Genomic DNA, 25,093 nt, shown 5'->3' with positions numbered 1-25,093 from the left:
CTACAGTCCGGCGGCCGCGCGGAGCTTCTCGGCGCGGTCGGTGCGCTCCCACGGGAGGTCGACGTCGGTGCGTCCGAAGTGGCCGTAGGCGGCGGTCGGACCGTAGATCGGTCGCAGCAGATCCAGGTCGCGGATGATCGCCAGCGGACGCAGGTCGAACGTCTCGGAGATCGCTCGCCGGATGACCACCGGGTCGGTCTTCTCGGTGCCGAAGGTCTCGACGAACAAGCCCACCGGTGCGGCGCGGCCGATGGCGTAGGCGACCTGCACCTCGACGCGGTCGGCCAGGCCCGCGGCGATCGCGTTCTTGGCGACCCAACGCATCGCGTAGGCGGCGCTGCGGTCGACCTTCGACGGATCCTTGCCGGAGAAGGCGCCACCACCGTGACGGGCCATACCGCCGTAGGTGTCGACGATGATCTTGCGGCCGGTCAGCCCGGCGTCGCCCATCGGCCCACCGAGGACGAACTTGCCGGTCGGGTTCACCAGCAGCCGGTAACCGTCGGTGGTCAGACCCGGCAGATCGAGTTCGGCCAGAACCGGGTCGACGACCTGGCTCTGGATGTCGGGGGTGAGCATGTTGTCCAGGTCGATGTCGGCGGCGTGCTGGGTGGAGAGCACGACCGTGTCGAGACGGACCGGCGTGTCACCGTCGTATTCGATGGTGACCTGGGTCTTGCCGTCCGGACGCAGATACGGCAGCGCACCGGACTTGCGGACCTCGGTCAGGCGGCGCGACAGGCGATGAGCCAGCGCGATGGGCACCGGCATGTACTCGGGGGTCTCGTTGGTGGCGTAACCGAACATCAAGCCCTGGTCGCCCGCGCCCTGGGCGTCGATCTCGTCCTCGGAGATGCCGCTGCGGTTCTCGTGGGAGTTGAACACGCCGCCGGCGATGTCCGGCGACTGCGCGCCGATGGCCACGTTCACACCGCACGACGCGCCGTCGAAGCCCTTGGTCGACGAGTCGTAGCCGATGTCGAGGATCTTGCCGCGGACGATGCCCGGGATGTCGACGTAGGCGCTGGTCGTCACCTCACCGGCGACGTGTACCTGCCCGGTGGTGACCAGGGTCTCCACCGCGACGCGGGCCTTGGGGTCCTGATCGAGGATGGCGTCGAGGATCGAGTCGCTGATCGCGTCACAGATCTTGTCCGGGTGTCCCTCGGTGACGGACTCGCTGGTGAAAAGGCGGGACGCAGAGCTGGACATCGGATCCTCTCGAGGTCGTGACGGCGACGTACGGACGTCGCCGGTGATCGTAGACAAAACTACACAGGGGTCATGACGTGTGCGTGGCGGGCGTTGCGGTGCCCGATCCATCAGGCACCAGTGAGCGGACCGCGTCAAGGATCCGGCTCGCCATGAGTGTTTTGGTCCCCATCGGCAGTGCGGTCTCCTCGCCGTGCGCCGACAGCAGCCACCCGGTGTTGTCCTCGGTGCCGAAAGCCTTGCCGTTGCCCACGGCGTTGACCACCAGCAGATCGCACCCCTTGCGCTTGAGTTTCGCGCGACCGTGGTCGAGGACCCCACCCGTCTCGTCGCCGGTCTCGGCGGCGAAACCCACGATCACCGTTTCGACCGGGATGGATCCGGCGTCACGGGCCTCGACGAGTCCGCGCAGGATGTCGGGGTTGGTGGTCAACTCGACCGGAGCGGGCCCCGCGTCACCCTTCTTGATCTTGGACTCCGCGGTGGACACGGGCCGGAAGTCGGCGACCGCGGCTGCCATGATGACGACGTCGGCGTCGGCGGCGCGGCGGGTCATCTCCGCGGCCAGTTCGCGCGCGCTGTCGATCGGGACGACCTCGACGGCGGCGGGCTCGCCGGCCCCGGCGGTCGACCCGGCGACCACGGTCACCTCGGCGCCGCGCTGTGCGGCCGCGCGGGCGAGTGCGAAACCTTGTTTGCCGGAGCTGTGGTTACCCAGGAAGCGGACCGGATCGAGAGGCTCGCGGGTGCCGCCGGCGCTGATCAGTACGCGTACCCCGACGAGATCGTGCGGCAGGGCGTCTGCGCGGTCGAGCAACAGCTCACCGATGAGGGCGATCTCCTGCGGCTCGGGCAGACGTCCGGGTCCGCTGTCGGTTCCGGTGAGCCGGCCCGACGCCGGCGACATGACGATGTTCCCGCGCTCCCGCAGCGTCGCGACGTTGGCCTGGGTGGCCCGGTGGCGCCACATCTCGGTGTGCATCGCCGGCACGAACAACACCGGGCACGTCGTCACCAGCAGTGAGGCGGTGAGCAGATCGTCGGCACGGCCGGTCGCGGCACGCGAGAGCAGATCAGCGGTCGCCGGGGCGATGATCACCAGGTCGGCACCCTGGCCGAGCCGTACGTGCACGACCTCGTCGACGCCGTCGAAGACCTCGGTGCTCACCGGGTTACCGGAAAGCGCCTCGAAGGTCGCGGCGCCGACGAATTCCAACGCGTTGCGCGTGGGCACGACCCGGACGTCGTGGCCGTCCTCGGTGAAATGCCGGATGAGCGAACACACCTTGTAGGCGGCGATCCCACCGCCCACCCCGATCAGGATGCGCTTGCGGCCGCGTGCTGCCGGTCCGGTCGTCGCTGCGGTCATCTGCGGACCTGCGGGGCTTCTTACTCGCCCTCGGTGTGCTCGAGCAGGTCGGAGTGGATCTCGCGCATCGCGATCGACAGCGGCTTCTCCTGCAGACCCGGCTCGACGAGCGGGCCGACGTATTCGAGGATCCCGTCGCCGAGCTGGTTGTAGTAGTCGTTGATCTGCCGGGCGCGCTTGGCGGCGTAGATGACCAGCGCGTACTTCGACGACGCGCGCTCGAGGAGGTCGTCGATCGGGGGGTTGGTGATACCCAGCGGGGTGTCGTAGGCCGGTGCGTCGGCGATCTCGGTCATCTCGAAGTTGGTCTGCGTGCTCACGCGAACTCCTGGGAGTTGTGGGGTGGAAAGTCTGTCGGGGTGGAAGTCTGCGGGGTTGGAATCTGAGGGGTTGGCATCTGGGCGGGAACCGGCGACATGGTCGCCGGCGGCGGTCAGCTCGCCGCTGATTCGGGTCCGACCAGCAAGGATACCAATTCATCGGCGGCGCGGTCGACTCGGGAGTTCACGATGACGTGATCGAACTCGTCCTGAGCAGCCATCTCGGTGCGTGCGGTGGCCAATCGGGCATCGATCGCCTCGGGCGTTTCGGTGCCGCGACCACGCAATCGTGACTCCAGTTCGTCCCAGCTCGGCGGAGCCAGGAACACCAGGTCCGCCTCCGGAAGTCGGCGTCGCACATTGCGGGCGCCGACCAGATCGACCTCGAGCAGAACCGGCACGCCGGACTCCAGCGCCTGCTCCACGGGGCGCAACGGTGTGCCCGAGCGCTGCAGCCCGCCGTGGATCTCAGCCCACTCGAGCAACTCGCCGTCGGCGATCATGCGGTCGAAGTCGGCGCGGGAGACGAAGTGGTAATCGCGTCCGTCGACCTCGCCGGGGCGGGGATCGCGGGTGGTCGCCGAGACACTGAACCACAGGTCGGGAACCAGCTCCCGAACCCTGCCGACGACCGTCGACTTGCCCACAGCAGAGGGGCCGACCAGTACCACCAGTCGGCCCCTCGTACGTGTGGGCTGGCCCATCACGCTGCTGTGTTCGTTGTGCTCGGTCAGGAGCTGAACTTCTCGAGCAACGCCTTGCGCTGACGATCGCCGAGACCGCGCAGGCGGCGCGTCGGGGCGATCTCCAGCTCGTTCATGATCTCCTGCGCCTTGACCTTGCCGACCTTCGGCAGGGCTTCGAGCAGGGCCGAGACCTTCATCTTGCCCAAGATCTCGTCATCTTCGGCATCCTTGAGCACCTGCTTGAGGTCGGTGCCACCACGCTTGAGACGCTCTTTGAGCTCGGCGCGCGCTCGGCGGGCGGCAGCAGCCTTCTCCAACGCAGCGGCGCGCTGCTCGTCTGTCAACTGGGGAAGCGCCACGGGTTCCTCCGTCTTTCGTTATCGATCTGGACTGCACCGGCACCGTGTGGTGCCCGGTGGCGTGTGGCCGCTCGTGAGCGGGTGCGGTGGGTCGCTGCGACGGATCGCCACGACCGGCACTCACCGATTTGGTGCGGCGAAAGCGACCGTACCCACGTGAGCAGGCATTTGCGAGGGCCACCCCTGCCAAGCGCCGCGTAGGCGGTGCTGTAGGTTGCCCGCGGACCGCCCGCCGGTGGGCGGGTCGATCGGGCATCACCGTACCCCATCAACCCGGATGGTTGCGACCATAACCGCAGGTGAGCGGGGTGTGTCGAGGCCGACACCAGAATGCGGCGATATCGCCGGGCGACGACCGATTCTGCCCACGGCGACAACTCTGGGACTGGTGTGACGGGTGTGGTCACGCCGAATTGCTCCGAACATTCCCCGCACGTTGCGCGTGTCGTGGGACCCGAACGGCAAACGGAGGACCGGCTCGGCGAATCGGCTCAGCGGTCTGTCGGGACCGTCGCGATCGCCACGGTCCCGCCGCCGGGGCGGGCCCGGACCGTCAGGGATCCGCCGGCGGCGGCCAGCCGAACCCGACGCGAGGCGAGCCCGAGGTGGCCGGTGGCCATCTGGGCGTCGAGTCGCTCGCCCGATACGTCGTCGTCGGTGACGCCGACACCGTCGTCCACGACGATCAGCCGCGCCTGCCCGTCGGTGTGCTCGAGCGTGAGCTCCACCCGGTGTGCGCGGGCATGTTTGACCACGTTCATGAGCAGTTCGCGGGCTGACGCGAACAGCAGCCGGTCGACCGGGGTCGGCCCATCGGGCCAGGCCGCGGCGTCGACCAGCACCGTCACCCCCGACGATGCCTGCGTCGTCCGGGCGAGTTCGGTGACCGCGACCGCCAACCCGTGATGCTCGAGGACCGCCGGGTTCAGTGCCGTCAACGTCGATCGCAGCAACCGGCCGGATTCGGCGAGGGCGACCTCGACCCGATCGATCGCCACCGGATCGCCCCGGCGCACCGCGTCCATCTCGGCGCGCGCACCGAGCACGTACTGCAGGGCCCCGTCGTGCAACGCCTCGGCCAGTGCCTGCCGCTCGCGGGCCTCGACGCGCAGCGCATCCTCGAGCAACTGCGCCCGTTCGCGGGCCAGCACGGCGATGGTGAGCACCCGTGACCGCGCAACCCGCGAGAGCAGCACCGCGGCGAGCCCGAGGCCGGCGATCACCATCGTGTGCAACAGCACCGACGACCAGGGTTCGCCGTTGGCCGTACGTGCGGCCGCACTGGTGATGAAGAACACCAGCGCGGTCGGCACCGCGATCGCGGCACACACCGCCGGACGCAACTGCGTGGCCGCCGCCATCGGGAGCAGCGCGAAGCCCGTGAGCAACACGTCCGAGGTCCAGCTGGTCGCGTCGGAGGCGGCGGCGAAGGACGCGACGGTGGTGAGGGCCACCAGATCGACCAACAGCGCCAGCCACGCCCAGTACAGCGTCCGCCGGCCGGCACGTCGTGCGGGCACGATGCTGGCCACCGCCCACACCACGTAGGCGCCGACGACCGCCCAGGTCGGCACCAACAGGTGCGCGGGTGGATCGAGGGCGACGACAAGCGTCATGAACACCGCCAGCGTCAGCCGCACCACCACCTGCACACGCAGCCCGAGCAGGGCGTGTTCGTAGAGAATGCGGTCGAGTGCCGGCTCACCGAGACCCGGTGCGGAAAACCCGCGTGGCCGCCACCGCCCGAGAGGTTCCCGACTCATTCGATGAGGTGTTGCCGCATGCCCTCGGCGACCGCGGCGGCACGATCGGAGACACCGAGCTTCTGATAGAGGTTGCCCGCGTGGGTCTTGACGGTCGACGCACCGATGTAGAGCTCGGCGGCGATCTGCGGAATGGACAGGCCTCGCGCGAAACCGTTGAGCACCTGGCTTTCTCGCTCACTGAGTGTCGGTGCACCGGGAGCGGCGTGCGCCCGGATCTGGGTGACGAGACCGGCGGCGAGCTCGGGTGGCACGACCGTCTCGCCGCGCGCGACCCGTTCGACGGCTCCGACGATGGCGTCGCGGTCGGCGTCCTTCGACATGTAGCCCGCCGCACCCTCGCGCAGCGCGTCGAACACGACCACCGAATCGGTGACCGCCGAAAGCAGCAGCACCCTGGTGGAGACTCCGTCCCGGGTCACCGCGTGGACGAGATCGATACCCGTCATGCCGGGCATCTGGTAGTCGACGACGGCGACGTCGGGCTGCAGTTCGCCGATCGTGGCGATCCCCGACCGCGCATCCCCGGCCTCCCCGACCACCCGGATGCGACCGCTGGCCGACAATCCTCGCGACAGGCCGTCCCGGAAGAACGGGTGATCGTCGACGACCACGACGCTGATGGTCCGGTTCATGCGGCCTCCTCGGGCGCCGGCCTCACGACAGCGCTGATTCCACCTCATCACGCGCGGCCTCGAACGACGCGCGCAACGCGCCGATGTCGGGGCCGGCGCGCAGCACCCCGCGTGAACTCGCCGGCAGCAGCCAGTCGAGGTCGGCCTCGGCGAAGACCGAACCGAGATCCTCGGCGCGTGCGCCCTGGGCGCCGAGGCCCGGGGCCAGGACGGGACCGGCGAGTGCGGTGAGATCGAGGCCGTGCGCACGGGTCGCACCGACCACCACGCCCACCGTGCCCGCGCCGTCGGTGTTGACCGCGGCGGCCGCGTCGACGATCCGCTGCCCCACCGTTCGCCCGTCGGCATCGGCCAGTTGCACCGACGCACCCTCCGGGTTGGAGGTGCGGGCGAGGACGAACACGCCCCGCCCGGCCGGGCGTGCCGCGTCGAGAGCCGGTGCGAGGGAACCGAATCCGAGGTACGGGGAGACGGTGACCGCGTCGGAGGCCAGCGGCGACGAATCGTCGAGCCACGCTCGCGCGTAGGCGGCCATCGTCGATCCGATGTCACCGCGTTTGGCGTCGGCGAGCACGAGCGCCCCGGCGTCGCGACATCCGGCGATGACCCGTTCGAGGGTCGCCAGGCCGGCCGCGCCGAACGGCTCGAAGAACGCCACCTGCGGTTTGACGACCGCCGCCACCGACCCGAACGCCTCGATACAGATGTCGGCGAAGCGGTCCAGCCCGGCCGGGTCGGCTCCGAGACCCCAGGATTCGAGGAGTTCGACGTGCGGGTCGATCCCCGCGCACAGCCGCCCCCGTGCGGTGACGGCGGTGCGGAAACGGGGACCGAATCCGGTCACTTCTCGGTCCCGCCCGGCTCGTTCACCAGGGCCGCGTGGCGCCGCTGCAGCGCCTCGACACCCATCTGGTTGCCCCGCGCGGCCTCGATGCCCTGCACCGCCGCGCTGGCACCCTGCACCGTGGTGATACACGGGATTCCGGCGGCCACGGCGGCACTGCGGATCTCGTAGCCGTCGACCCGCGGGCCGGACTGGCCGTAGGGCGTGTTGATGACCATCGCCACCTCACCGGCGCGGATGGCGTCGAGGATGGTCGGCTCCCCCGGCTGTGCCTCGAAGTGCTTGCGCACCGTCTGCGACTCGATGCCGTTGCGCCGCAACACCTCTGCGGTTCCCTCGGTGGCCAGGATGGTGAATCCGAGGTCGGCGAGGTGTTTGACCGGGAACAGCAGCGCCCGCTTGTCCTTGTTGGCCACCGACACGAAGACGGCGCCGTCGGTGGGCAGCGAGCCGTAGGCGGCGGTCTGCGACTTGGCGAAGGCCCGCCCGAAATCGGCGTCGATGCCCATCACTTCACCGGTGGACTTCATCTCCGGACTGAGCAGCGAGTCGACCCCGGTGCCGTCGTGGCGGCGGAACCTGTTGAACGGCAACACCGCTTCCTTCACCGCGATCGGTGCGTGCACCGGGGCGTGGCCACCGTCGCCGTCGGCGGCGAGGATGCCCTGATCACGCAGCTCGGCGATGGAGGTGCCCAGCATGACGCGGGCACATGCCTTGGCCAGCGGTACCGCGGTGGCCTTGGAGACGAACGGCACCGTGCGGCTCGCGCGGGGGTTGGCCTCGAGCACGTAGAGGATGTCGTCCTTGAGCGCGTACTGGACGTTGAGCAGTCCGCGCACCCCGATCCCCTTGGCCAGTGCCTCGGTCGACTCGCGCACCATCTGCAGGTCCGCGCGACCGAGGGTGATCGGCGGCAGCGCGCACGCCGAGTCGCCGGAGTGGATCCCGGCCTCCTCGATGTGCTCCATGATCCCGCCGATGTAGACCTCGGTGCCGTCGCACAGCGCGTCGACGTCGATCTCCACCGCGTCTTCGAGGAACCGGTCCACCAGCACCGGGTGATCGGGGGTCAATTCGGTTGCGCGCGAGATGTAGTCGGCCAGGGACGACTCGTCGTAGACGATCTCCATGCCGCGCCCGCCGAGCACGTAGGAGGGACGCACCAGGACCGGGTAGCCGATCCGGGCGGCGGTCTCGCGTGCCTCGTCGAAGCTGGTGGCCGTCCCGAACGCCGGCGCGGGCAGTCCCGCGGCGGTCAGCACCTTGCCGAATTCGCCACGGTCCTCGGCGAGGTCGATGGCCGCGGGGCTGGTGCCGACGATGGGGACGCCCGCGGATTCGAGCCGGTCGGCCAATCCCAGCGGGGTCTGCCCGCCCAGCTGGACGATAACGCCGGCGACGGTGCCCGACTCCGATTCGGCGTGGAACACCTCGAGGACGTCCTCGAAGGTCAACGGCTCGAAGTACAGGCGATCGGCGGTGTCGTAGTCGGTCGAGACGGTCTCCGGGTTGCAGTTGACCATGACCGTCTCGTAGCCGGCCTCGCTGAGCGTGAGCGCGGCGTGCACGCACGAGTAGTCGAATTCGATGCCCTGCCCGATGCGGTTGGGTCCCGAACCCAGGATCAGGACCTTGGGCCGATCGGGCTGCGGCGCGATCTCGCTGGTCGCCGCCGGATCGAGCTCATAGGTCGAATAGTGATAGGGCGTCTTGGCCTCGAATTCGGCCGCGCACGTGTCGACGGTCTTGTAGACCGGGCGGACACCCGAGGCGTGCCGGAAGGCGCGGACCGCGTCCTCGTCGGCGAAATCCGAACGCAGCGCCGCGATCTGGCGATCGGAGAAGCCGGTCGACTTGGCCTCGCGCAGCAACTCCGCCGTCAGCTGCCCGGCGTCGCGGATCTCGGTGCCCAGCGCCGCGATCCCGCCGATCTCGGCGAGGAACCACGGGTCGATCGCGGTGGCCTCGTACAACTGCTCGACGGTGGCGCCGGCATCGAAGGCCAGCATGATGCCGTAGAGCCGGCCGTCCTTGGGGGTGCGCAACTGATCGAGGAGCGCCTCGAGGTCCACCGTCGACGGGTCGGGCCGGTTGGGCTCGGTCCAGAATCCGGCCGCCTTGGTCTCCAGCGAGCGCATCACCTTGCCCAGCGCCTCGGCGAACGACCGGCCCAGACTCATCGCCTCGCCCACCGACTTCATGGTGGTGGTCAGTGTGTCGTCGGCGCCGGGGAACTTCTCGAACGCGAACCGCGGAGCCTTGACCACGACGTAGTCGAGTGTCGGCTCGAAGCAGGCCGGAGTCTCCTTGGTGATGTCGTTGGTGATCTCGTCGAGGCTGTACCCGATCGCGAGTTTCGCGGCGATCTTGGCGATCGGGAATCCCGTCGCCTTGGAGGCCAGCGCCGAGGACCGCGAGACACGGGGATTCATCTCGATGACGACGAGACGACCGTCGGCGGGGTCCTGCGCGAACTGGATGTTGCAGCCGCCGGTGTCGACGCCGACCTCGCGCAGGATGGCGATCGAGAGGTCGCGCATCTTCTGGTATTCGCGGTCGGTGAGGGTCATCGCCGGCGCCACGGTCACCGAGTCACCGGTGTGCACCCCGACCGGGTCGACGTTCTCGATGGAGCAGATGACGACCACGTTGTCGCGGTTGTCACGCATCAGCTCGAGCTCGTATTCCTTCCAGCCGAGGATCGACTCCTCGATGAGCACATTCGCCGTCGGCGATGCGGCCAGGCCACCGCCGGCGATGCGCTCGAGGTCGTTCTCGTCGTAGGCCATGCCCGATCCGAGGCCGCCCATGGTGAACGACGGCCGCACCACCACCGGATAGCCGAGTTCGGCGACGGTCTCGCGCACCTCGGCCATGGTGTGGCAGACGGCCGAGCGGGCGCTCTCGCCGCCGACCTTGGCGACGATGTCCTTGAACATCTGCCGGTCCTCGCCGCGCTGGATGGCATCGAAGTCGGCGCCGATGAGCTCGATGCCGTATTTCTCCAGCGAACCCCGATCATGCAGTGCCACAGCCGTGTTCAGCGCCGTCTGACCACCGAGGGTGGCCAGCACGGCGTCGATGGGATGCCCGGCGTCGCGTTCGGCCTCGATGACCTTCTCGACGTATTCGGCGGTGATCGGCTCGATGTAGGTGGCATCGGCGAACTCCGGGTCGGTCATGATCGTGGCCGGGTTAGAGTTCACCAGGCTGACCCGCAGGCCCTCGGCCTTGAGGACGCGGCACGCCTGGGTGCCGGAGTAGTCGAACTCGCAGGCCTGGCCGATGACGATCGGTCCGGAACCGATCACCAGGACGTGCGACAGGTCGGTGCGGCGCGGCATCAGGCCCTCGTTCCGTTGGCGCGGTCACCCTCGAGCAGGGTGACGAATTTGTCGAAGAGATACGCGGCGTCATGGGGTCCGGCCGCGGCCTCGGGATGGTATTGCACCGAAAACGCACGGCCCGAGAGCAATTCGACGCCCTCGACGGTTCCGTCGTTGGCGCAGGTGTGGCTGACGCGGGCCCGGCCGAAATCGGTGTCGAACTCCTCGCCGGCCTCCCCCTCGAGGGCGAACCCGTGGTTCTGGGAGGTGATCGACACCGTGCCGGTGGCGTGGTCGATGACCGGGATGTTGATCCCGCGGTGCCCGAAGGTCATCTTGTAGGTGGAGCGGCCCAGGGCTCGTCCGAGGATCTGGTTACCGAAGCAGATCCCGAACAGCGGCAGATCCGCTCCGAGGACCTCGCGGGTCAGTGCGACGGCGGCATCGGCGGTCGCCGGGTCGCCGGGACCGTTGGACAAGAACACCCCGTCGGGCCGGAGTTCGCGGATGGCCGCGAAGGACGTGTCGGAGGGCAACACGTGCACCGCCACGCCGCGCTGGGCGAACATCCGAGGGGTGTTGGTCTTGATACCCAGATCGATGGCGGCGACGGTCAGTCGCGCCTGCTGCGCGGGCTCGACGAGGTAGCCCCGGTCGGTGGACACCTCCCCGGCGAGGTCGGCGCCCTTCATCGACGGCTGGCTGCGCACGCGGCCGAGCATCTCCTCGGTGGAGGCGAGCGCCGGACCGGAGAACACCCCGGCCCGCATCGATCCGTGATCACGCAGCACGCGCACGACGGTGCGGGTGTCGATACCCGCGATGCCGACCACACCCTGGCGGACGAGTTCCTCCTCGAGGCTCGTCGTGGCCCGCCAATTCGACACGCGCCGTGCGGGATTGCGGATCGCGTAACCGGCCACCCAGATCTTGCCGGAGTCACCGTCGATGCCGTCGCTCCCGGCGCTGCCGGTCGATTCGCCGTCCTCGGGGTTCCAACCGGTGTTGCCGATCTGCGGTGCGGTCGCGACCACGATCTGGCGGTGATAGCTCGGGTCGGTCAGCGTCTCCTGATATCCGGTCATCGCGGTGCAGAACACGGCCTCACCGAGTGTCTCGCCGGTGGCTCCGTAGGGCTGCCCGGAGAACACCTGACCGTTCTCGAGCACCAGAACCGCTGCGGTCATTGATCTTTCCCCTGTTCGCTATCGGTCAATGTCTCAGTGTGGGCCGGGGTCTCGGAATCGGCCGGTGCCGCGGAGAATTCGGCGATCCACGGGGGGTAGACGGCCTTGTCGTCGGCGCGGAAGCCGGAGTCGATCTCGGTTCCCGACGGCAGCGTCCACCGGATCACCAGCACACCGCCGCGGCCCATCACCTTTCCGGCATGGCCGTTCTCGGTCCGGATCGCGGTGATCGACGACCGCGGAATCCAGATCGTGGAGGCGCCGGCGCGCTCGATGCCGATACCGTCGGTGAACGCGGAGATGTCGGCGGCGGCGCGATCGCCGAAATCGCCGACGGCGACCCGGTTCTGCCAGCTCGGGGCGAGTGTGGCGCCGAGATAGAGTCCGGAATCCGGGCCGAGGAGCGCAGCACCCGGATCGTCGGGGAAGCCCGGGATCTCGCCGATCGCCTCGGCCTGGCGTCGGCCTCGATTGCGCCAGCCCCGCAGCAACAGGGCCACCAGCGCCAGCCACGCGGCCAACACGACGATCACGATGATCAGGTCGAGGAAGATCTCACTCATGCGCTCGCCCGCCCGTCCCGGGCAGTGACGACACCCCGTAGCAGCGTGGCGCTCACCCGCGCGGGCATCGTCATCTCCTCGTACGGCGTGTTCGACGACAGGCTGGCCAGCTCGTCACCGCGGACCACCCAGGGCGAGGACGGGTCGACCAGGGTCAGGTTGGCCGGTTCGCCGACGGCGATGGGGCGTCCCTGATCGGTGAGTCCGACGATCTGCGCGGGTCGTTCGCTCATCACCCGGGCGACCCCGCGCCAGTCCAGCAATCCGGGTTCGACCATGGTCGCCACGATGATCGGCAATGCCGTCTCGAGCCCGAGCATGCCCGGCTTGGCCTGGGCGAATTCGCAGCATTTGTCCTGCGAGGCGTGTGGCGCGTGATCGGTGGCCACGCAGTCGATGATGCCCTCGGCCAGCGCCTGCACGAGCGCTGCGGTGTCGCGGGCCTCCCGCAGCGGCGGGTTCACCTTGTTGACCGCGTCATAGGTGGCCAGGCGCTCGTCGGTGAGCAGCAGGTGGTGCGGGGTGACCTCGGCGGTGATGGAGATCCCCTGCTCCTTGGCCCAACGCACGAGCTCGACGGTGCCCTCGGTGGAGGCGTGACAGATGTGCACCCGCGCCCCGGCGTCGCGGGCCAGCAGCGCATCGCGCACCACGATCGACTCCTCGGCGGCGCGCGGCCATCCGGTCAAGCCCAGCCGTGCCGCGTTCGGTCCCTCGTGGGCGACGGCACCCTTGGTCAGTCGCGGCTCCTCGGCATGCTGGGCGATCAGCACGCCGAGTCCGGTGGCGTATTCGAGGGCGCGGCGCATGATCAGCGGGTCGTGGACGCATTTGCCGTCATCGCTGAACATGCGCACACCCGCGACGCCGGCCGCCATCATGCCCATCTCGGCGAGTTGCTCACCGCCCAGGCCGACGGTGACCGCCCCGACCGGGTGGACGTCGACCAGACCCACGTCGCGCCCGATCCGCCAGACGCTGTCGGTGATCGTCGAGTTGTCGGCGACGGGATCGGTGTTGGCCATGGCGAACACCGCCGTGTACCCGCCGAGCGCCGCCGCCCGCGAGCCGGTGCGGATGGTCTCGGTGTCCTCCCGGCCCGGCTCCCGCAGGTGGGTGTGCAGGTCGACGAAACCCGGCAGCAGCACCGCACCGGCACCGTCGATGCGCTCGGCTCCGTCGGGCACCGTCACCGACGTCCCGATCTCGGTGATCACCCCGTCGACGACGGCCACGTCGACCGTGTCCTCGCCGTACGGCCGAACCTGTTGCAGGACAACAGTTCCGATGTTCCTCGGGGCGCTCACTGCGATACTCCTGACTGTTCGGTCCCGACGAGCAGGCGGAACAACACCGCCATCCGCACATGGACTCCGTTGCGTACCTGTTCGAGGACGGTGGCCGCGGGGGCGTCGGCGACCGAGAAGCCGATCTCCATGCCGCGCAGCATCGGTCCCGGATGCAGGATCACCGCCTTGTCACCGAGCAGTCCCAGGCGGCGCTCGGAGAGCCCGTAACGCACCGAGTACTCGCGCGCGCTGGGGAAGAAACCGCCGTTCATGCGTTCGGCCTGCACGCGCAGCATCATCACCGCATCGACGGCCGGCAGTTCGGCATCGAGGTCGCTCGACACGGTGACCGGCCAGGTGTCGACGCCCACCGGCAGCAGTGTCGGTGGCGCCACCAGCACCACCTCCGCGCCGAGGGTCGAGAGCAGATGCGCGTTGGAGCGGGCCACCCGGGAGTGCAGGACGTCGCCGACGATCGCGATGCGGCGACCCTGCAGTGAGCCGAGTCGCTGACGCAACGTCAGGGCATCGAGGAGCGCCTGCGTGGGGTGTTCGTGCATGCCGTCACCGGCGTTGATCACCGACGGGCCGATGCCGTCGCGTCCCTCGGTCCATTGCGCGATCTGTTGTGCCGCACCCGAAGCCGGATGCCGGACGATCAGCGCGTCGGCTCCGATGGCGCGCAGGGTCATCGCGGTGTCACGCAGCGACTCCCCCTTGCCGACCGAGGAACTCGACGCCGAGACGTTGATCACGTCGGCGCTCATCCATTTGCCCGCGGTCTCGAAGGACACCCGGGTGCGGGTGGAGTTCTCGTAGAAGACCGTCATGACGGTGCGCCCGCGCAGGGTCGGCAGTTTGCGGACCTCACGTCCGGCGAGTGCCTGCTCGAAGCGTTCGGCCTCGTCGAGCAACTCGGTGGCCTCGGCCGCCGACAGGTCCTCGGTGGACAGCAGGTGTCGCATCAGCGCTCCCCTGCGCCGGCCGCGCTCAACACGACCTCGTCGAGTCCGTCGTGCTCGACGAGGTGCACGGCGACGCTCTCGTCACGTGAGGTCGGAATGTTCTTGCCGACATAGTCTGCGCGCAAGGGCAATTCGCGGTGGCCGCGGTCGATGAGGACGGCGAGCTGCACCGCGTCGGGGCGGCCGAGGTCGCGCAGGGCGTCGAGGGCGGCCCGCACCGTGCGACCGGAGTAGAGGACGTCGTCGACCAGGATCACGATCGCGTGGTCGACACCGCCGGGCGGTACCACCGTCCGTTCGAGGGGGCGGTGGGGTTTGTCGCGCAGATCGTCGCGATACAAGGTGATGTCGAGGTAGCCGACGGGGATGTCGCGTCCGGCGAACTCGCCGATCTTGGCGGCCAGCCGGTCGGCGAGAGTGGTTCCGCGAGTGGGAATCCCGATGATGATGACGCGCGGGGCGTCGGGGGCGTCGAGAGCGTTCTTCTCGATCACCTGGTGTGCGACGCGGGCAATGGTCCGCGAGACGTCCCCGGCGTCGAGGAGAACTCGTCTACCTGAGGGTGCACCGTCGGTGGGCGTGACCACGCCGACCTCCTTCTCCGCCTCACGGGACGGATCGTTAAAGGATGTCTGTCGCGGCCAAGAGTACACGCCGGAATCGTGTGCGCCGAACCGGACTCGGCCGGATCGGCTCAGTGGACTCGGCCGCTCAGTGGACTCGGCCGGGCCGGCTCAGTGGTTGTCGCGGTCCGAACCCGCCGCCTGCGCGGCCCGCACCTGCGGGGCGAGGTCGGCGATCGTCTGCAGCACCCCGTTGACGAAGGCGGGCGAATCGTCGGTGGACAGTTCCTTGGCGAGTTCGACCGCCTCGTCGACCACGACGACCGGGTCGACGTCGGTGGCGTTGAACAACTCCCAGGTGGACAGGCGCAGGATCGCCCGGTCCACCGCGGGCAGACGGGCCAGGGTCCAGCCCTTCAGGTGCGAGGAAATGACCGCATCGATCTGCGCCTGGTCGACCACCAGACCGTCGATGACCCGCGCGGTGTAGGGGTGGATCTGTCCGACACTCTCGTCGGTACGGACCAGCTCCCGCCGTTCGGCGACGAGTTCGGCCGGGCTGACGGCCTTGGCTTCCGCCTCGAACAGCAGGTCGATGGCGCGGCGACGCGCCTTGTGTCGGGTTCCGGGCTGCTTCACGTGTGGGGATCTCGCTAGTTGTTGACGCGGCCGAGGTAACTGCCGTCGCGCGAGTCGACCTTCAGTTTGTCGCCGGTGTTGATGAACAGCGGAACCGCGATCTCGGCGCCGGTCTCCATGGTGGCGGGCTTGGTGCCACCGGTGGAGCGGTCGCCCTGCAGGCCCGGATCGGTGTGGGTGACCTCGAGCTCGACGGTGACCGGCAGCTCGACGAACAGCGGGGTGCCGTCGTTGAGCGAGACCTGCACGGTCATGTTCTCCAACAGGAACCGGGCGCCGTCACCGACGGTTGCCGGTGCCAGCGAGTACTGCTCGTAGTCCTGGGCGTCCATGAAGACGTAGTCGGTGCCGTCGTTGTAGAGGTAGGTCATGTCACGACGGTCGACGGTCGCGGTCTCCACCTTGACCCCGGCATTGAAGGTCTTGTCGACGGTCTTGCCCGACAGGATGTTCTTGATCTTGGTGCGCACGAAGGCCGGGCCCTTGCCGGGCTTGACGTGCTGGAACTCCAGGATTTGCCAGAGCTGGTCGTCCATGCGGAGCACGAGGCCGTTCTTGAAATCGGCGGTGGTCGCCATATGTGTCGTCTCTTCCTTCTTGACGTCGAGAACCGTCAGATGACGGTGAATGTCTTGTCGCTGGCGGTCAGCAGCTCCGGTTCGCCGTCGGTGACGACGAGGGTGTCCTCGATCCTGACTCCACCTCGGCCCGGGAGGTAGACCCCGGGTTCCACGGTCACCGCTGCGCCGCAAGGCAGTGTACCCGTTGCGAGCTTGCCGATTCCGGGCGCTTCATGGATCTCGAGGCCGACTCCGTGCCCGAGACCGTGCACGTAGTTCTCCGCGTGACCGGCGTCGGCGATGACCGACCGGGCCGCGGCGTCCACCCCGCGCAGGTCGGCACCCGGGTGCAGTGCCGCCCGACCGGCGGCCTGCGCGGTGGCGACGAGTTCGTAGATCTCACGTTGCCACGACGCGGCGCGGCGGAGCACGAAGGTCCGGGTCATGTCGGAGTGGTAGCCGCCGAACACCGCGCCGAAGTCGATCTTCACGAAGTCGCCGTCGGCGAGCACATCGTGGGTGGGGCGATGGTGCGGAATCGCCGAGTGGGCGCCTGCGGCGACGATGGTCTCGAAGGCCACCGCGTCCGCGCCGCGCCGGAACATCTCCCACTCCAGGGCGCGGGCGACCTCTCGCTCGGTGGCTCCCGCCCGTAATCCCCCGCCTTCGATCAGTGCGGCAAGTGCCTCGTCACCGATCTGGCAGGCCCGCCGCAACAGCGCGATCTCCCCGGCATCCTTGATCTCCCGCAAACCCTGCACCAGGCCGGTCCGACCGACGAGTTCGACTCCGTCCGGCGCGTCCGCGCCCAGAGCCCGGTGCGCGGCGACCGTGAGCGCGTCGGCTTCGAACCCGATCCGTCGCGCCCCGGCGTCGGCGGCGACGCGGAGCAGAGCCGGTGGGCAGTCGCGGGCGATGACGGGTTCGAGATCACCGGCCTGCTCACCGACCTGGGTGAGATAGCGGCCGTCGGTGCAGATGCGATCGCCCGCCGGACCCGACGCCGAGATCAACACCGCACCGTTGGAGCCGGTGAATCCGGTCAGGTAGCGCACGTTGGTGAGATCACCGACCAGGAATGCGTCGACGGCGAGGTCACCACCACCGATCAGGTCACGCAGCCGGTCACGACGACCGGCATGGTCATGTGTGAAGGTCATGGCTTCACGGTAAGGCCTCGAGCCCGACCGTCCGTGCCGAGACGGGCCCTGCGTCGAGCCGCGAACTGTGTCCAAGAGCACTGAATGCGCCAACCCTCTAGTAACGTGTTCGGCATGTTCTCTTCCTGGTTGCTGCGCGGAGTGGTCATGACCGCGGTGCACGTCGTGGCCCGAGTGGTGCTCGGACTGGCCATCATCCACGCTCCCCTGCACTCCACGGTGTGGAAGACGATCGCGGTCGCCGTGGTCGTGCTGGTGTCCCTGCTCTGGGGCGGTATCGACGGCATCGCCGACGCGCGGGCCAACCCCGACCCCGACGACTACGAGGACCTCACCGTCCGCTGGCTCAAGGCCGGCGTCTTCGCCGGTGTCGTCGCCGGTCTCATCTCCTGGATCCTGGGCAGCTTCGTCTTCGCCGGGATCGGCCAGGCCAGCCTGTGGATCGAACTGATCGCCGGTGGCTCGTTCACCGCGCTCCTGATCTTCGTCCCCGCGTTCGTCGGCGCCGCGGTGGGTCGCTGGCTGATGCGCCGCGATCAGCGCAAGAACTCGCACGACGACGACTGGTCGGTGCACCCCGACGCGCAGCCAACCGAGCAGATCGAGCGGGTCTGACACACCTCGCCCAGTCCTCGGGCAGCGTGCGGAGACTCACTGTCGGTAGAACGGCTCGCCAGGCAACGGGTGCCGCCCGATAGTGGCCTCGAAGGGCAGATCGCGCACCAAATCGGGCCGCTCATCGTACGGATCGACCTCTGCAGGCGCGCTGCGAAGATAGTCACCCAGGTAGTCGAAGAACCAGATCTCGAAAACTCCGTCACGAGCACGTTCGTAGCCGCAGTGGGCGGCGGCGGTCACCAGATCGAAGCCGTCGTTCGGCGACCACGCACGGAAAGCGGAGAGGAAGTCCGCGCACCGTTCGTCGGTGGCCCAGAGTTCGCGTTCGACCTCGGGGTCCTGCGCTGCGAGGTCCTGGTGCCCCCCAGACCGTTCGGCCCACCACGCGTCTTCCTCGTCCTCCGACATACCCCGTGTCGGACTCGGTGTCGGGGTGGTCCACCACACGAAAGTCGGGTCGTCCGCGCGGATCAGTCCCCACTGTCCCTGGCGCCAGTCGGCCACCGGCGATTCCAGCCGGGCGCGCGCCAGCGTCCACCCGGGTAGCGGTTCGCCGAAGTAGACGGGCGAGACGACACACTGTTCACACACCGACGCCGTCCCTCGTCATCCGGCCCAGATTCATCCGGCCCGGATTCATCCAGCTCAGAGCAGGGTCGCCCCGCCCGGCGCCGCTTCTGCGGCAACCGCCGAGTATGCGGCGGCGACCAGGGAGGGGTCGGGGCCCTCGAGGCGTCCGGGTTTGGCGAGTCCGTCCAGGACGACGAAACGCATGACGCCGGAGCGGTTCTTCTTGTCACCCGCCATCGTGGTGAGGAGATCGCCGAGGGCGTCGGCATCGTAGGTCGTCGGCAATCCGACGAGGGACAGGATCGCCGCGTGACGATCGGCGGTCGCGTCATCGAGCCGACCGGCCAGCCGCGCGAGTTCGGCGGCGAAGACCAGTCCCACCGACACCGCCGCGCCGTGGCGCCAGCGGTACCGTTCGCGACGCTCGATGGCGTGGCCGAGCGTGTGACCGTAATTCAGGATCTCCCGCAGCGACGACTCCTTGAGGTCGGCGGATACCACGTCGGCCTTGACCTGCACCGATCGTCGGATGAGCTCGGGGAGGACGTCGGCGGTCGGGTCGGTGGCCGCGACCGGGTCGGCCTCGATGATGTCGAGGATCGTCGGGTCGGCGATGAATCCGGTCTTGATGACCTCCGCCAGACCGGCGATCACCTCGTTGCCCGGTACCGTCTCGAGGGTCGCGATGTCGATGAGCACCGCATCGGGCTCGTGGAAGGCCCCCACCAGATTCTTACCGGCATCGGTGTTGATGCCCGTCTTGCCGCCGACCGCGGCGTCGACCATCGCCAACAGGGTCGTGGGGACGTGGATGACCCCGATTCCCCGCATCCAGGTGGCCGCGACGAATCCGGCCAGGTCGGTCGCGGCGCCGCCACCGAGCGAGATGATCTTGTCGTTGCGTTTGAGCCCGATTCGGCCGCACACATCCCAGCAGAATGCGGCCACCGCGAGATCCTTGCCGGCCTCGGCGTCCGGGATCTCCACACGATGTGCGTCGAATCCCTTGTCGGACAGGTATTCCCGGATCTGTTCCGCGGTCTGGGCGAGCGTCGGCTGATACAGAATCGCGATCCGATCGGCACCGGCGGCGGCGTCGGCGAGTTCGCCGAGCAGCCCTCGGCCGATGATCACGTCGTAGGGCGACCCCGCGTTGACGCGGATACGTACCGGCTCGGTGGTCGTCGGGTCGCTCATGTGGTCCTCTCGGGTACGAGTTCGCGGGCGATCGCGGCGATGATGACGTCGGCGACGTCCTGCGCATCACCGTCGGCCGCGTCGACCTCGATGGTCGCGACGCCGCTGTAGATCTCGGCGCGTTCGGTCAGCAGTTCACGGTAGCGAGCGGCCGGATCACCGGCGGCCAGTAGCGGCCGATCCGATCCGGAGACACGCGAGAAGCCTTCCTCCGCACCGATTTTCAGGTGAACGACTCGGTGACCGTCGAGCGCGTCACGGACCGCTTCGGTGGTCACCGCACCCCCACCGAGGGCCACCACGCCGCGGTGGTTCTCCAGAACGTCGGCGACGACGTCGCATTCGATCTGCCGGAACCGAGTGGGCCCGGCCCCGGTGAAGATCTCCGGGATGCTCTGGCCGGTGCGCGTCACGATCTCGGCGTCGGTGTCGACGAAGTCGACGCCGAGCTTGTCGGCGAGTATCCGCCCGACCGTGGACTTTCCGGCACCCATGAACCCGACGAGCACGGCGACCGGACGATCGGGGCCGCCGGTCACCGGCAGTGGTGTGCCGGTCATGAACGCGGGGGCCGGGACTCGACGTGCTTGAGGTAGCCGCGCAGATTCTCACCGGTCTCGGTGGCCGAATCGCCACCGAACTTCTCCAGCGCCGCCTGGGCGAGAACCAGCGCGACCATGGCTTCGGCCACCACACCCGCCGCCGGCACCGCGCACACATCCGAACGCTGGTGGATGGCGCTGGCCTGATCACCGGTGCTCATGTCGATGGTCGACAGGGCGCGCGGCACCGTCGAGATCGGCTTCATCGCCACCCGCACCCGCACGTCCTCACCATTGGTCATGCCGCCCTCGAGGCCACCGGCCCGGTTGGTCGACCGCAGCACGCCGTCGGGTCCGGGGACCATCTCGTCGTGTGCGGCGCTGCCACGCCGGCGCGCGGTAGCGAAACCGTCACCGACCTCGACACCCTTGATCGCCTGGATTCCCATGAGCGCACCGGCGAGCCGGGCGTCGAGACGGGTCTCCCCGCTCACGTGTGAGCCGAGCCCCACGGGCACATTCGTCGCCACGACCTCCACCACGCCACCGAGGGTGTCGCCGTCCTTCTTGGCCGCCTCGATCTCGGCGATCATCGCCGCCTCGGCGTCGGAGTCGAAGGCACGGACCGGGCTCGCGTCGATCGCCTCGAGGTCGGTGATCCGGGGCGGCGGACCGACATAGGGCTCACTCGCCCCGATGGAGATCACGTGCGAGACGATGTCGATCCCGAGCACCTGTCGCAGGAAGTTCCGGGCGACCGTGCCCGCGGCGACCCGGGCCGCGGTCTCGCGGGCACTGGCCCGCTCGAGCACCGGCCGCGCGTCGTCGAAGCCGTACTTGAGCATCCCCGAGTAGTCGGCGTGCCCGGGACGCGGACGCGTGAGCGGCGCATTGCGCGCGCTGCCGTCGAGTTCGGCGGCATCGACCGGATCGGCCGACATCACCGTCTCCCATTTGGGCCATTCGGTGTTGCCGATCTCCACCGCGATCGGCCCGCCCATCGACAGACCGTGGCGCAGACCGCCGATCACCGTCACCTTGTCGGCCTCGAACTTCATCCGGGCCCCGCGTCCGTATCCGAGACGACGACGAGCCAACTGTTCGGCGATATCCGACGAGGTGATCTCAACTCCGGCGACCATACCCTCGACGATCGCCACGAGTGCCGGGCCATGCGACTCTCCGGCTGTTATCCAGCGCAACACAAGAATCCATTGTTCCATGCGGGCCACACGCCCCGCGAACAGCCTTGACGAGGCCCGGCCGCCGACACCGGCGACCGGCGCGCGAGACTCAGCCGAGCGCCAGGACGAGGACCGCGGCAAGGATCAGCGTCGGTCCGTGCGGGCGCCGCACCGGGCCGGCACGCCGATGCCCGATCAGTACTCCCACCTGGGCGAGCGCGACCATCAGCAGCGCCGCGAGCGGGTGCGCGAGGAGTCCACCGAGGACGAACCCGAGCTTGACGTCGGCGCCACCGCACCATCGTCGGGCGAAGGCGAGCAGATAGGGACCGGACCCGGCCAGGGCCGCGATCAATACGTGCGGGACAGTCAGCCCGCCGACGAGCACCGCGAGCACGCCCGGCACCAGCAACCGATTCGGGATCCGCGCGGTGCGCCGGTCGCACTCGGCGATCACCGCGAGCCAGATCATCACCACCAGCGCCGCCGCAACCATGCCGCCAGTGTGATCGGTGGCGTCGGCGTCCTGCGTCGCCGGATGGCTCGGGGACCTACGGCTGTGAACGGTCCCGAGTCTGTGGACGCGTCAGCAGGCCGCGTCGGCTCCGGCGAACACCTCGGCCATCACCGTGCGCGGTGCCGGCAGTCCGGTGAACTGCTCGACCTGACTGAACGCCTGGTTCAGCAGCATCACCAGTCCACCGACCACCCGACCGCCCGCGGCCAGGACCGCGGCCGCAAGTGGGGTGGGCCATGGGTCGTAGATGACGTCGACCAGACGTGCGGAGCCCGACACGGCGTCGAGCACCGGCGTGGTCGCCGACGCCGGGACCGTGGAGGCGGTGACCGCGGCGTCACGGCACCGCCGGTGCAGGTCGTCGGTGCTCTCGAACTCGGCCAGCTGCACCGACATCCCGAGATCGCGCGCCAGGGTGAGCACATCGGCGGCGCGCTGGGCACTGCGGGCGACGACGGTGAGTTCGCCGATCCCGACGGCGGCGAGCGCGGCAACGGTCGGCAATGCGGTACCCCCGGCCCCGACGAGCACTGCGGTATCGGGCAGGTCACCGCCGACGGTGCTCGCGTCGACACCGATGTGCTCGAGTGCGCCGGTCATGCCGTCGATGTCGGTGCAGTCCGCACGCCAGCCGCCCGCAGTGCGCACCAGGGTGTTGGCCGACCCCACCAGGACCGCACGCTCGGTGCGCTCGTCGGCGACGGCGAGCGCGGCGAGTTTTCCCGGCATGGTGACCGAGAAACCGACCTGCTCGGCCGGTGCCGCGGCGACGACTCCCGGCAGATCCGCTGCGGTGCACTCACGCCGCGTGTAGGTCCAGTCCCCCAGCCCCAGCGCGGCGTAGGCGGCCAGGTGCAGGTCCGGGGACCGCGAATGCGACACCGGGGAGCCGAGGACCGTGGCGCGACGGGCTGTGCGCCCGCCCACCGGGGCGCACAGCGGTGGACGCGCCAACAGCCGGCCGGCCTCGCCGAGCGGACCGGTCATCGGCACGTGATGAACTTGTTCTGGCATGCGGTGGCGATGTTGCGTCGATGCTGATCGAAATCGTCGGTGAACAGCGTCGTCCCCTTGGAGTCGACGGTCACGAAGTACAGCCAGTCACCGTCGGCGGGCTGCTCCATCGCCTCGACCGACGGCTCGGCCACCGCGCCGATCGGTGTCGGCGGAAGGCCCTGGCGCACATAGGTGTTCCACGGCGTATCCGCCTTGAGCGCATCGTCGTGCAGGTTCAGGTCGACGACGCTCGCGGTGTAGTTGGCGGTCGAATCGAACTCCAGCCGTTGGCCTTTGGCGAGCCGGTTCAGGATCACCCGCGCCACCTTCGGGTAGTCGTCGGGCTGCACCTCGCCCTGCAACAACGAGGCGGCGACCAAGGTCTGATACGGACTGAGCCCGGACTTGTTGTTGCTCACCAGACCCCAGCCCTCGTCCATGGCGGCACTCCTGGTGATCAGGGTGTTCAGGATCTGCGTGGCGTTGTCGTGAGGATCGATGTCCTCCCACGTGACGGGGGCGATCAGGCCCTCGATGCGGCGATGGTCGCCGTTGAGCGCCGTCACCGACTCCTGCGCCCAGCTCGGGACACCGAGTTCGGTGATACTGGCGTTGGCGGCCGCGTCGGACAGTTGCTGCTCGGTCACCCCGAGGCGTTGTCCGTTGATCTCGACGCCGGTCTGATCGGCGATCATCGCGAAGATGCCGGGGGTGACGCGCCCCGAGGTATCGCGTTTGGTGTCCAGCGGGGTGCCGGGGGGTATGACGATGCGCCCGACGCGGTTGGTCGAGTCGGCGTCGGTGATCATCTTCACCGCCTCCGCCGCCGGGATCTGGGTGCGCAACTTGTAGTAGCCGCTGGACAGCGAGGCCCCGTCGGCGGCGTCGACGAACGCCCGGACGCTACCGACGACGTTGTCGTCGACGAGAATGCCGCCGATCTGTTTGATCGACGCGTTCGCCGGGACGTGCACGAGCACGTCGGCGGTACCCGCGGCATTCGAGTAGTCCTTGCGGGAGTCGAAGAGCCCGGCCTTGTCCGCACCCCAGTAGCCCACTCCGGCCACGAGCGCCAGCATCACGACGGCCACCACGGCCATGCCGATCCGGCGTCGGCGCCGGCGGGCGACCGCCGCCGGACGACGTTCGGGATGGTCGTCGAGGTCTGGGTGGGAGTCGTCGGACACGGGCGCAAGGACGGTGTCGTCGGCGAGAGGCGAGACGACGGTGTCGTCGGCGAAAGGTGGGACGACGGTGTCGTCGGCGGGCTCGACCAGATCGTGCGGTTCGGTCAGATCGTGATCGACGCGGGCATGAACGTCGAGAGAGTCGGTGTCGGGGTGATCGGCGACGCGCGCATCGGCCTGCGAACCCGTGAGCGTCGGTTCGGCCAGTGCGGCCAGCGCGCCCGGAGCGACACCGCTGTCCCGTCTGCGCTGCGACGACCGACCACCGACCACCGACCGGCCCGTGGCCGCCGGGGCGGACGACACGTCTGGTTCGATCCGCTCCGGCTGCGCCCGCGGTGGTTCGGCCCGCGGTGGTTCGGTGCGCCGTGGTTCGGTGCGCGGTGGTTCGGTGCGCTGTGGTTGGGCCGGCTGCGACACCGGGATGGGAGCGGTGCCGGGATCCGAACGTTGTGCGCGCGAGCGCAGCGTCGGTTGCGGCGCCGACGGGGTCGTGTCGGCCGCGGGCCGCTGTGCGGGGGCCTGGGGTGCAGGTGTCTGGGGTGCCGATGTCTGGGGTGCGGTCCCGGGCCCGGGCAGGCGATCATCCGGTGATGCCGGCGCGGCCGGCCGCGATCCCGACGGGGTGTCCGCCGTACCGGTGCGGCGGCGGCGATGCCGGGTGTGGGGTCGCCCGTCCACCGGCTGTGTGAAATAGCGCAATCGGTCGGGGTCCATGCCCTCGGCGGGGTGATCCGCTCGGTCCCGATGGCGATTCCGATGCCGTTCGTCGCTCACCGCGGTTACCCTCCCTGGTTCCGGTTCGACGGCGCGGCGGCATGAACCCCACCCGTCCCCCG

Annotated in this window: 25 protein-coding genes; 1 reads left to right on the top strand and 24 read right to left on the bottom strand. The window is 69.1% G+C overall.

What is annotated here, in order from left to right:
- The 17 genes from metK to J6U32_RS15385 all read right to left on the bottom strand — a co-directional run bounded on the left by metK (position 1) and on the right by J6U32_RS15385 (position 17,443).
- Positions 1 to 1,212 carry a methionine adenosyltransferase gene (gene metK, locus J6U32_RS15465; protein WP_208791113.1) on the bottom strand — a complete coding sequence of 404 codons (1,212 nt, stop codon included), beginning with the start codon at positions 1,210 to 1,212 and terminating at the stop codon, positions 1 to 3.
- A gap of 70 nt (positions 1,213 to 1,282) precedes the next feature.
- Positions 1,283 to 2,581 (bottom strand): bifunctional phosphopantothenoylcysteine decarboxylase/phosphopantothenate--cysteine ligase CoaBC, encoded by a 1,299-nt coding sequence (gene coaBC, locus J6U32_RS15460; RefSeq protein ID WP_208791112.1) that lies wholly within the window; start codon positions 2,579 to 2,581, stop codon positions 1,283 to 1,285.
- A gap of 20 nt (positions 2,582 to 2,601) precedes the next feature.
- Positions 2,602 to 2,901 (bottom strand): DNA-directed RNA polymerase subunit omega, encoded by a 300-nt coding sequence (gene rpoZ, locus J6U32_RS15455; RefSeq protein WP_012834143.1) that lies wholly within the window; start codon positions 2,899 to 2,901, stop codon positions 2,602 to 2,604.
- A gap of 113 nt (positions 2,902 to 3,014) precedes the next feature.
- Positions 3,015 to 3,605 (bottom strand): guanylate kinase, encoded by a 591-nt coding sequence (gene gmk / locus J6U32_RS15450; RefSeq protein WP_208791111.1) that lies wholly within the window; start codon positions 3,603 to 3,605, stop codon positions 3,015 to 3,017.
- Positions 3,606 to 3,631: 26 nt separating this feature from the next.
- Complete coding sequence (gene mihF / locus J6U32_RS15445; protein WP_006370261.1) at positions 3,632 to 3,946, bottom strand: integration host factor, actinobacterial type; 315 nt, start codon at positions 3,944 to 3,946, stop codon at positions 3,632 to 3,634.
- Between the two features lie 491 nt (positions 3,947 to 4,437).
- Complete coding sequence (locus J6U32_RS15440; protein ID WP_208791110.1) at positions 4,438 to 5,709, bottom strand: sensor histidine kinase; 1,272 nt, start codon at positions 5,707 to 5,709, stop codon at positions 4,438 to 4,440.
- Positions 5,706 to 6,344 (bottom strand): response regulator, encoded by a 639-nt coding sequence (locus tag J6U32_RS15435; protein ID WP_208791109.1) that lies wholly within the window; start codon positions 6,342 to 6,344, stop codon positions 5,706 to 5,708. Before J6U32_RS15435 ends, J6U32_RS15440 begins: the two co-directional genes overlap by 4 nt.
- Positions 6,345 to 6,366: 22 nt before the next feature.
- Positions 6,367 to 7,188, bottom strand: a complete 822-nt coding sequence (pyrF, locus tag J6U32_RS15430) for an orotidine-5'-phosphate decarboxylase (protein ID WP_208791108.1) — start codon at positions 7,186 to 7,188, stop codon at positions 6,367 to 6,369.
- Positions 7,185 to 10,535 carry a carbamoyl-phosphate synthase large subunit gene (gene carB / locus J6U32_RS15425; RefSeq protein ID WP_208791107.1) on the bottom strand — a complete coding sequence of 1,117 codons (3,351 nt, stop codon included), beginning with the start codon at positions 10,533 to 10,535 and terminating at the stop codon, positions 7,185 to 7,187. Before carB ends, pyrF begins: the two co-directional genes overlap by 4 nt.
- Positions 10,535 to 11,704, bottom strand: coding sequence for a glutamine-hydrolyzing carbamoyl-phosphate synthase small subunit (gene carA / locus J6U32_RS15420; protein WP_208791106.1), 1,170 nt, complete (start codon positions 11,702 to 11,704; stop codon positions 10,535 to 10,537). Before carA ends, carB begins: the two co-directional genes overlap by 1 nt.
- Positions 11,701 to 12,267, bottom strand: a complete 567-nt coding sequence (locus J6U32_RS15415; protein WP_208791105.1) for a transporter — start codon at positions 12,265 to 12,267, stop codon at positions 11,701 to 11,703. The genes carA and J6U32_RS15415 overlap by 4 nt, the downstream gene beginning before the upstream one ends.
- Positions 12,264 to 13,574 (bottom strand): dihydroorotase, encoded by a 1,311-nt coding sequence (locus J6U32_RS15410; protein ID WP_208791104.1) that lies wholly within the window; start codon positions 13,572 to 13,574, stop codon positions 12,264 to 12,266. Before J6U32_RS15410 ends, J6U32_RS15415 begins: the two co-directional genes overlap by 4 nt.
- Entirely contained in the window at positions 13,571 to 14,521 is a 951-nt protein-coding gene (locus J6U32_RS15405) for an aspartate carbamoyltransferase catalytic subunit (RefSeq protein ID WP_208791103.1), read from the bottom strand. Before J6U32_RS15405 ends, J6U32_RS15410 begins: the two co-directional genes overlap by 4 nt.
- Positions 14,521 to 15,108, bottom strand: coding sequence for a bifunctional pyr operon transcriptional regulator/uracil phosphoribosyltransferase PyrR (gene pyrR / locus J6U32_RS15400; RefSeq protein WP_208791102.1), 588 nt, complete (start codon positions 15,106 to 15,108; stop codon positions 14,521 to 14,523). The genes J6U32_RS15405 and pyrR overlap by 1 nt, the downstream gene beginning before the upstream one ends.
- A 147-nt stretch (positions 15,109 to 15,255) precedes the next feature.
- Complete coding sequence (nusB, locus tag J6U32_RS15395) at positions 15,256 to 15,723, bottom strand: transcription antitermination factor NusB (protein WP_208791101.1); 468 nt, start codon at positions 15,721 to 15,723, stop codon at positions 15,256 to 15,258.
- Between the two features lie 14 nt (positions 15,724 to 15,737).
- A complete protein-coding gene (gene efp / locus J6U32_RS15390; protein ID WP_014359916.1) occupies positions 15,738 to 16,301 on the bottom strand; it encodes an elongation factor P in 564 nt (187 codons plus the stop codon).
- Positions 16,302 to 16,336: 35 nt separating this feature from the next.
- On the bottom strand, positions 16,337 to 17,443 hold the full coding sequence (locus J6U32_RS15385) for a M24 family metallopeptidase (protein WP_208791100.1): 1,107 nt from the start codon (positions 17,441 to 17,443) through the stop codon (positions 16,337 to 16,339).
- Between the two features lie 114 nt (positions 17,444 to 17,557).
- Here J6U32_RS15385 and J6U32_RS15380 point away from each other — a divergent pair, with 114 nt between their 5' ends.
- Positions 17,558 to 18,058, top strand: a complete 501-nt coding sequence (locus J6U32_RS15380) for a B-4DMT family transporter (protein ID WP_208791099.1) — start codon at positions 17,558 to 17,560, stop codon at positions 18,056 to 18,058.
- 36 nt (positions 18,059 to 18,094) lie between these two features.
- Here the strand turns inward: J6U32_RS15380 and J6U32_RS15375 are convergent, their stop codons facing one another.
- The 7 genes from J6U32_RS15375 to mltG form a co-directional block, all read right to left on the bottom strand.
- Positions 18,095 to 18,652, bottom strand: a complete 558-nt coding sequence (locus J6U32_RS15375) for a hypothetical protein (RefSeq protein WP_208791098.1) — start codon at positions 18,650 to 18,652, stop codon at positions 18,095 to 18,097.
- A gap of 54 nt (positions 18,653 to 18,706) precedes the next feature.
- Entirely contained in the window at positions 18,707 to 19,828 is a 1,122-nt protein-coding gene (aroB, locus tag J6U32_RS15370; protein WP_208791097.1) for a 3-dehydroquinate synthase, read from the bottom strand.
- Positions 19,825 to 20,388, bottom strand: a complete 564-nt coding sequence (locus J6U32_RS15365) for a shikimate kinase (RefSeq protein ID WP_208791096.1) — start codon at positions 20,386 to 20,388, stop codon at positions 19,825 to 19,827. Before J6U32_RS15365 ends, aroB begins: the two co-directional genes overlap by 4 nt.
- Positions 20,385 to 21,593 (bottom strand): chorismate synthase, encoded by a 1,209-nt coding sequence (aroC, locus tag J6U32_RS15360; RefSeq protein ID WP_208791095.1) that lies wholly within the window; start codon positions 21,591 to 21,593, stop codon positions 20,385 to 20,387. The genes J6U32_RS15365 and aroC overlap by 4 nt, the downstream gene beginning before the upstream one ends.
- A 70-nt stretch (positions 21,594 to 21,663) precedes the next feature.
- Positions 21,664 to 22,050, bottom strand: coding sequence for a prepilin peptidase (locus J6U32_RS15355; protein WP_208791094.1), 387 nt, complete (start codon positions 22,048 to 22,050; stop codon positions 21,664 to 21,666).
- A gap of 90 nt (positions 22,051 to 22,140) precedes the next feature.
- A complete protein-coding gene (locus J6U32_RS15350) occupies positions 22,141 to 23,058 on the bottom strand; it encodes a shikimate dehydrogenase (protein ID WP_425324137.1) in 918 nt (305 codons plus the stop codon).
- On the bottom strand, positions 23,055 to 25,031 hold the full coding sequence (gene mltG / locus J6U32_RS15345; protein WP_244332002.1) for an endolytic transglycosylase MltG: 1,977 nt from the start codon (positions 25,029 to 25,031) through the stop codon (positions 23,055 to 23,057). Before mltG ends, J6U32_RS15350 begins: the two co-directional genes overlap by 4 nt.
- Positions 25,032 to 25,093 lie beyond the last annotated feature (62 nt).

Origin of the sequence: Gordonia polyisoprenivorans, assembly GCF_017654315.1 — a bacterium.
Taxonomy (GTDB): domain Bacteria; phylum Actinomycetota; class Actinomycetes; order Mycobacteriales; family Mycobacteriaceae; genus Gordonia; species Gordonia polyisoprenivorans_A.
Note: the sequence above shows the minus strand (reverse complement) of the source record. Positions and strands in the feature narration are given on the sequence as shown.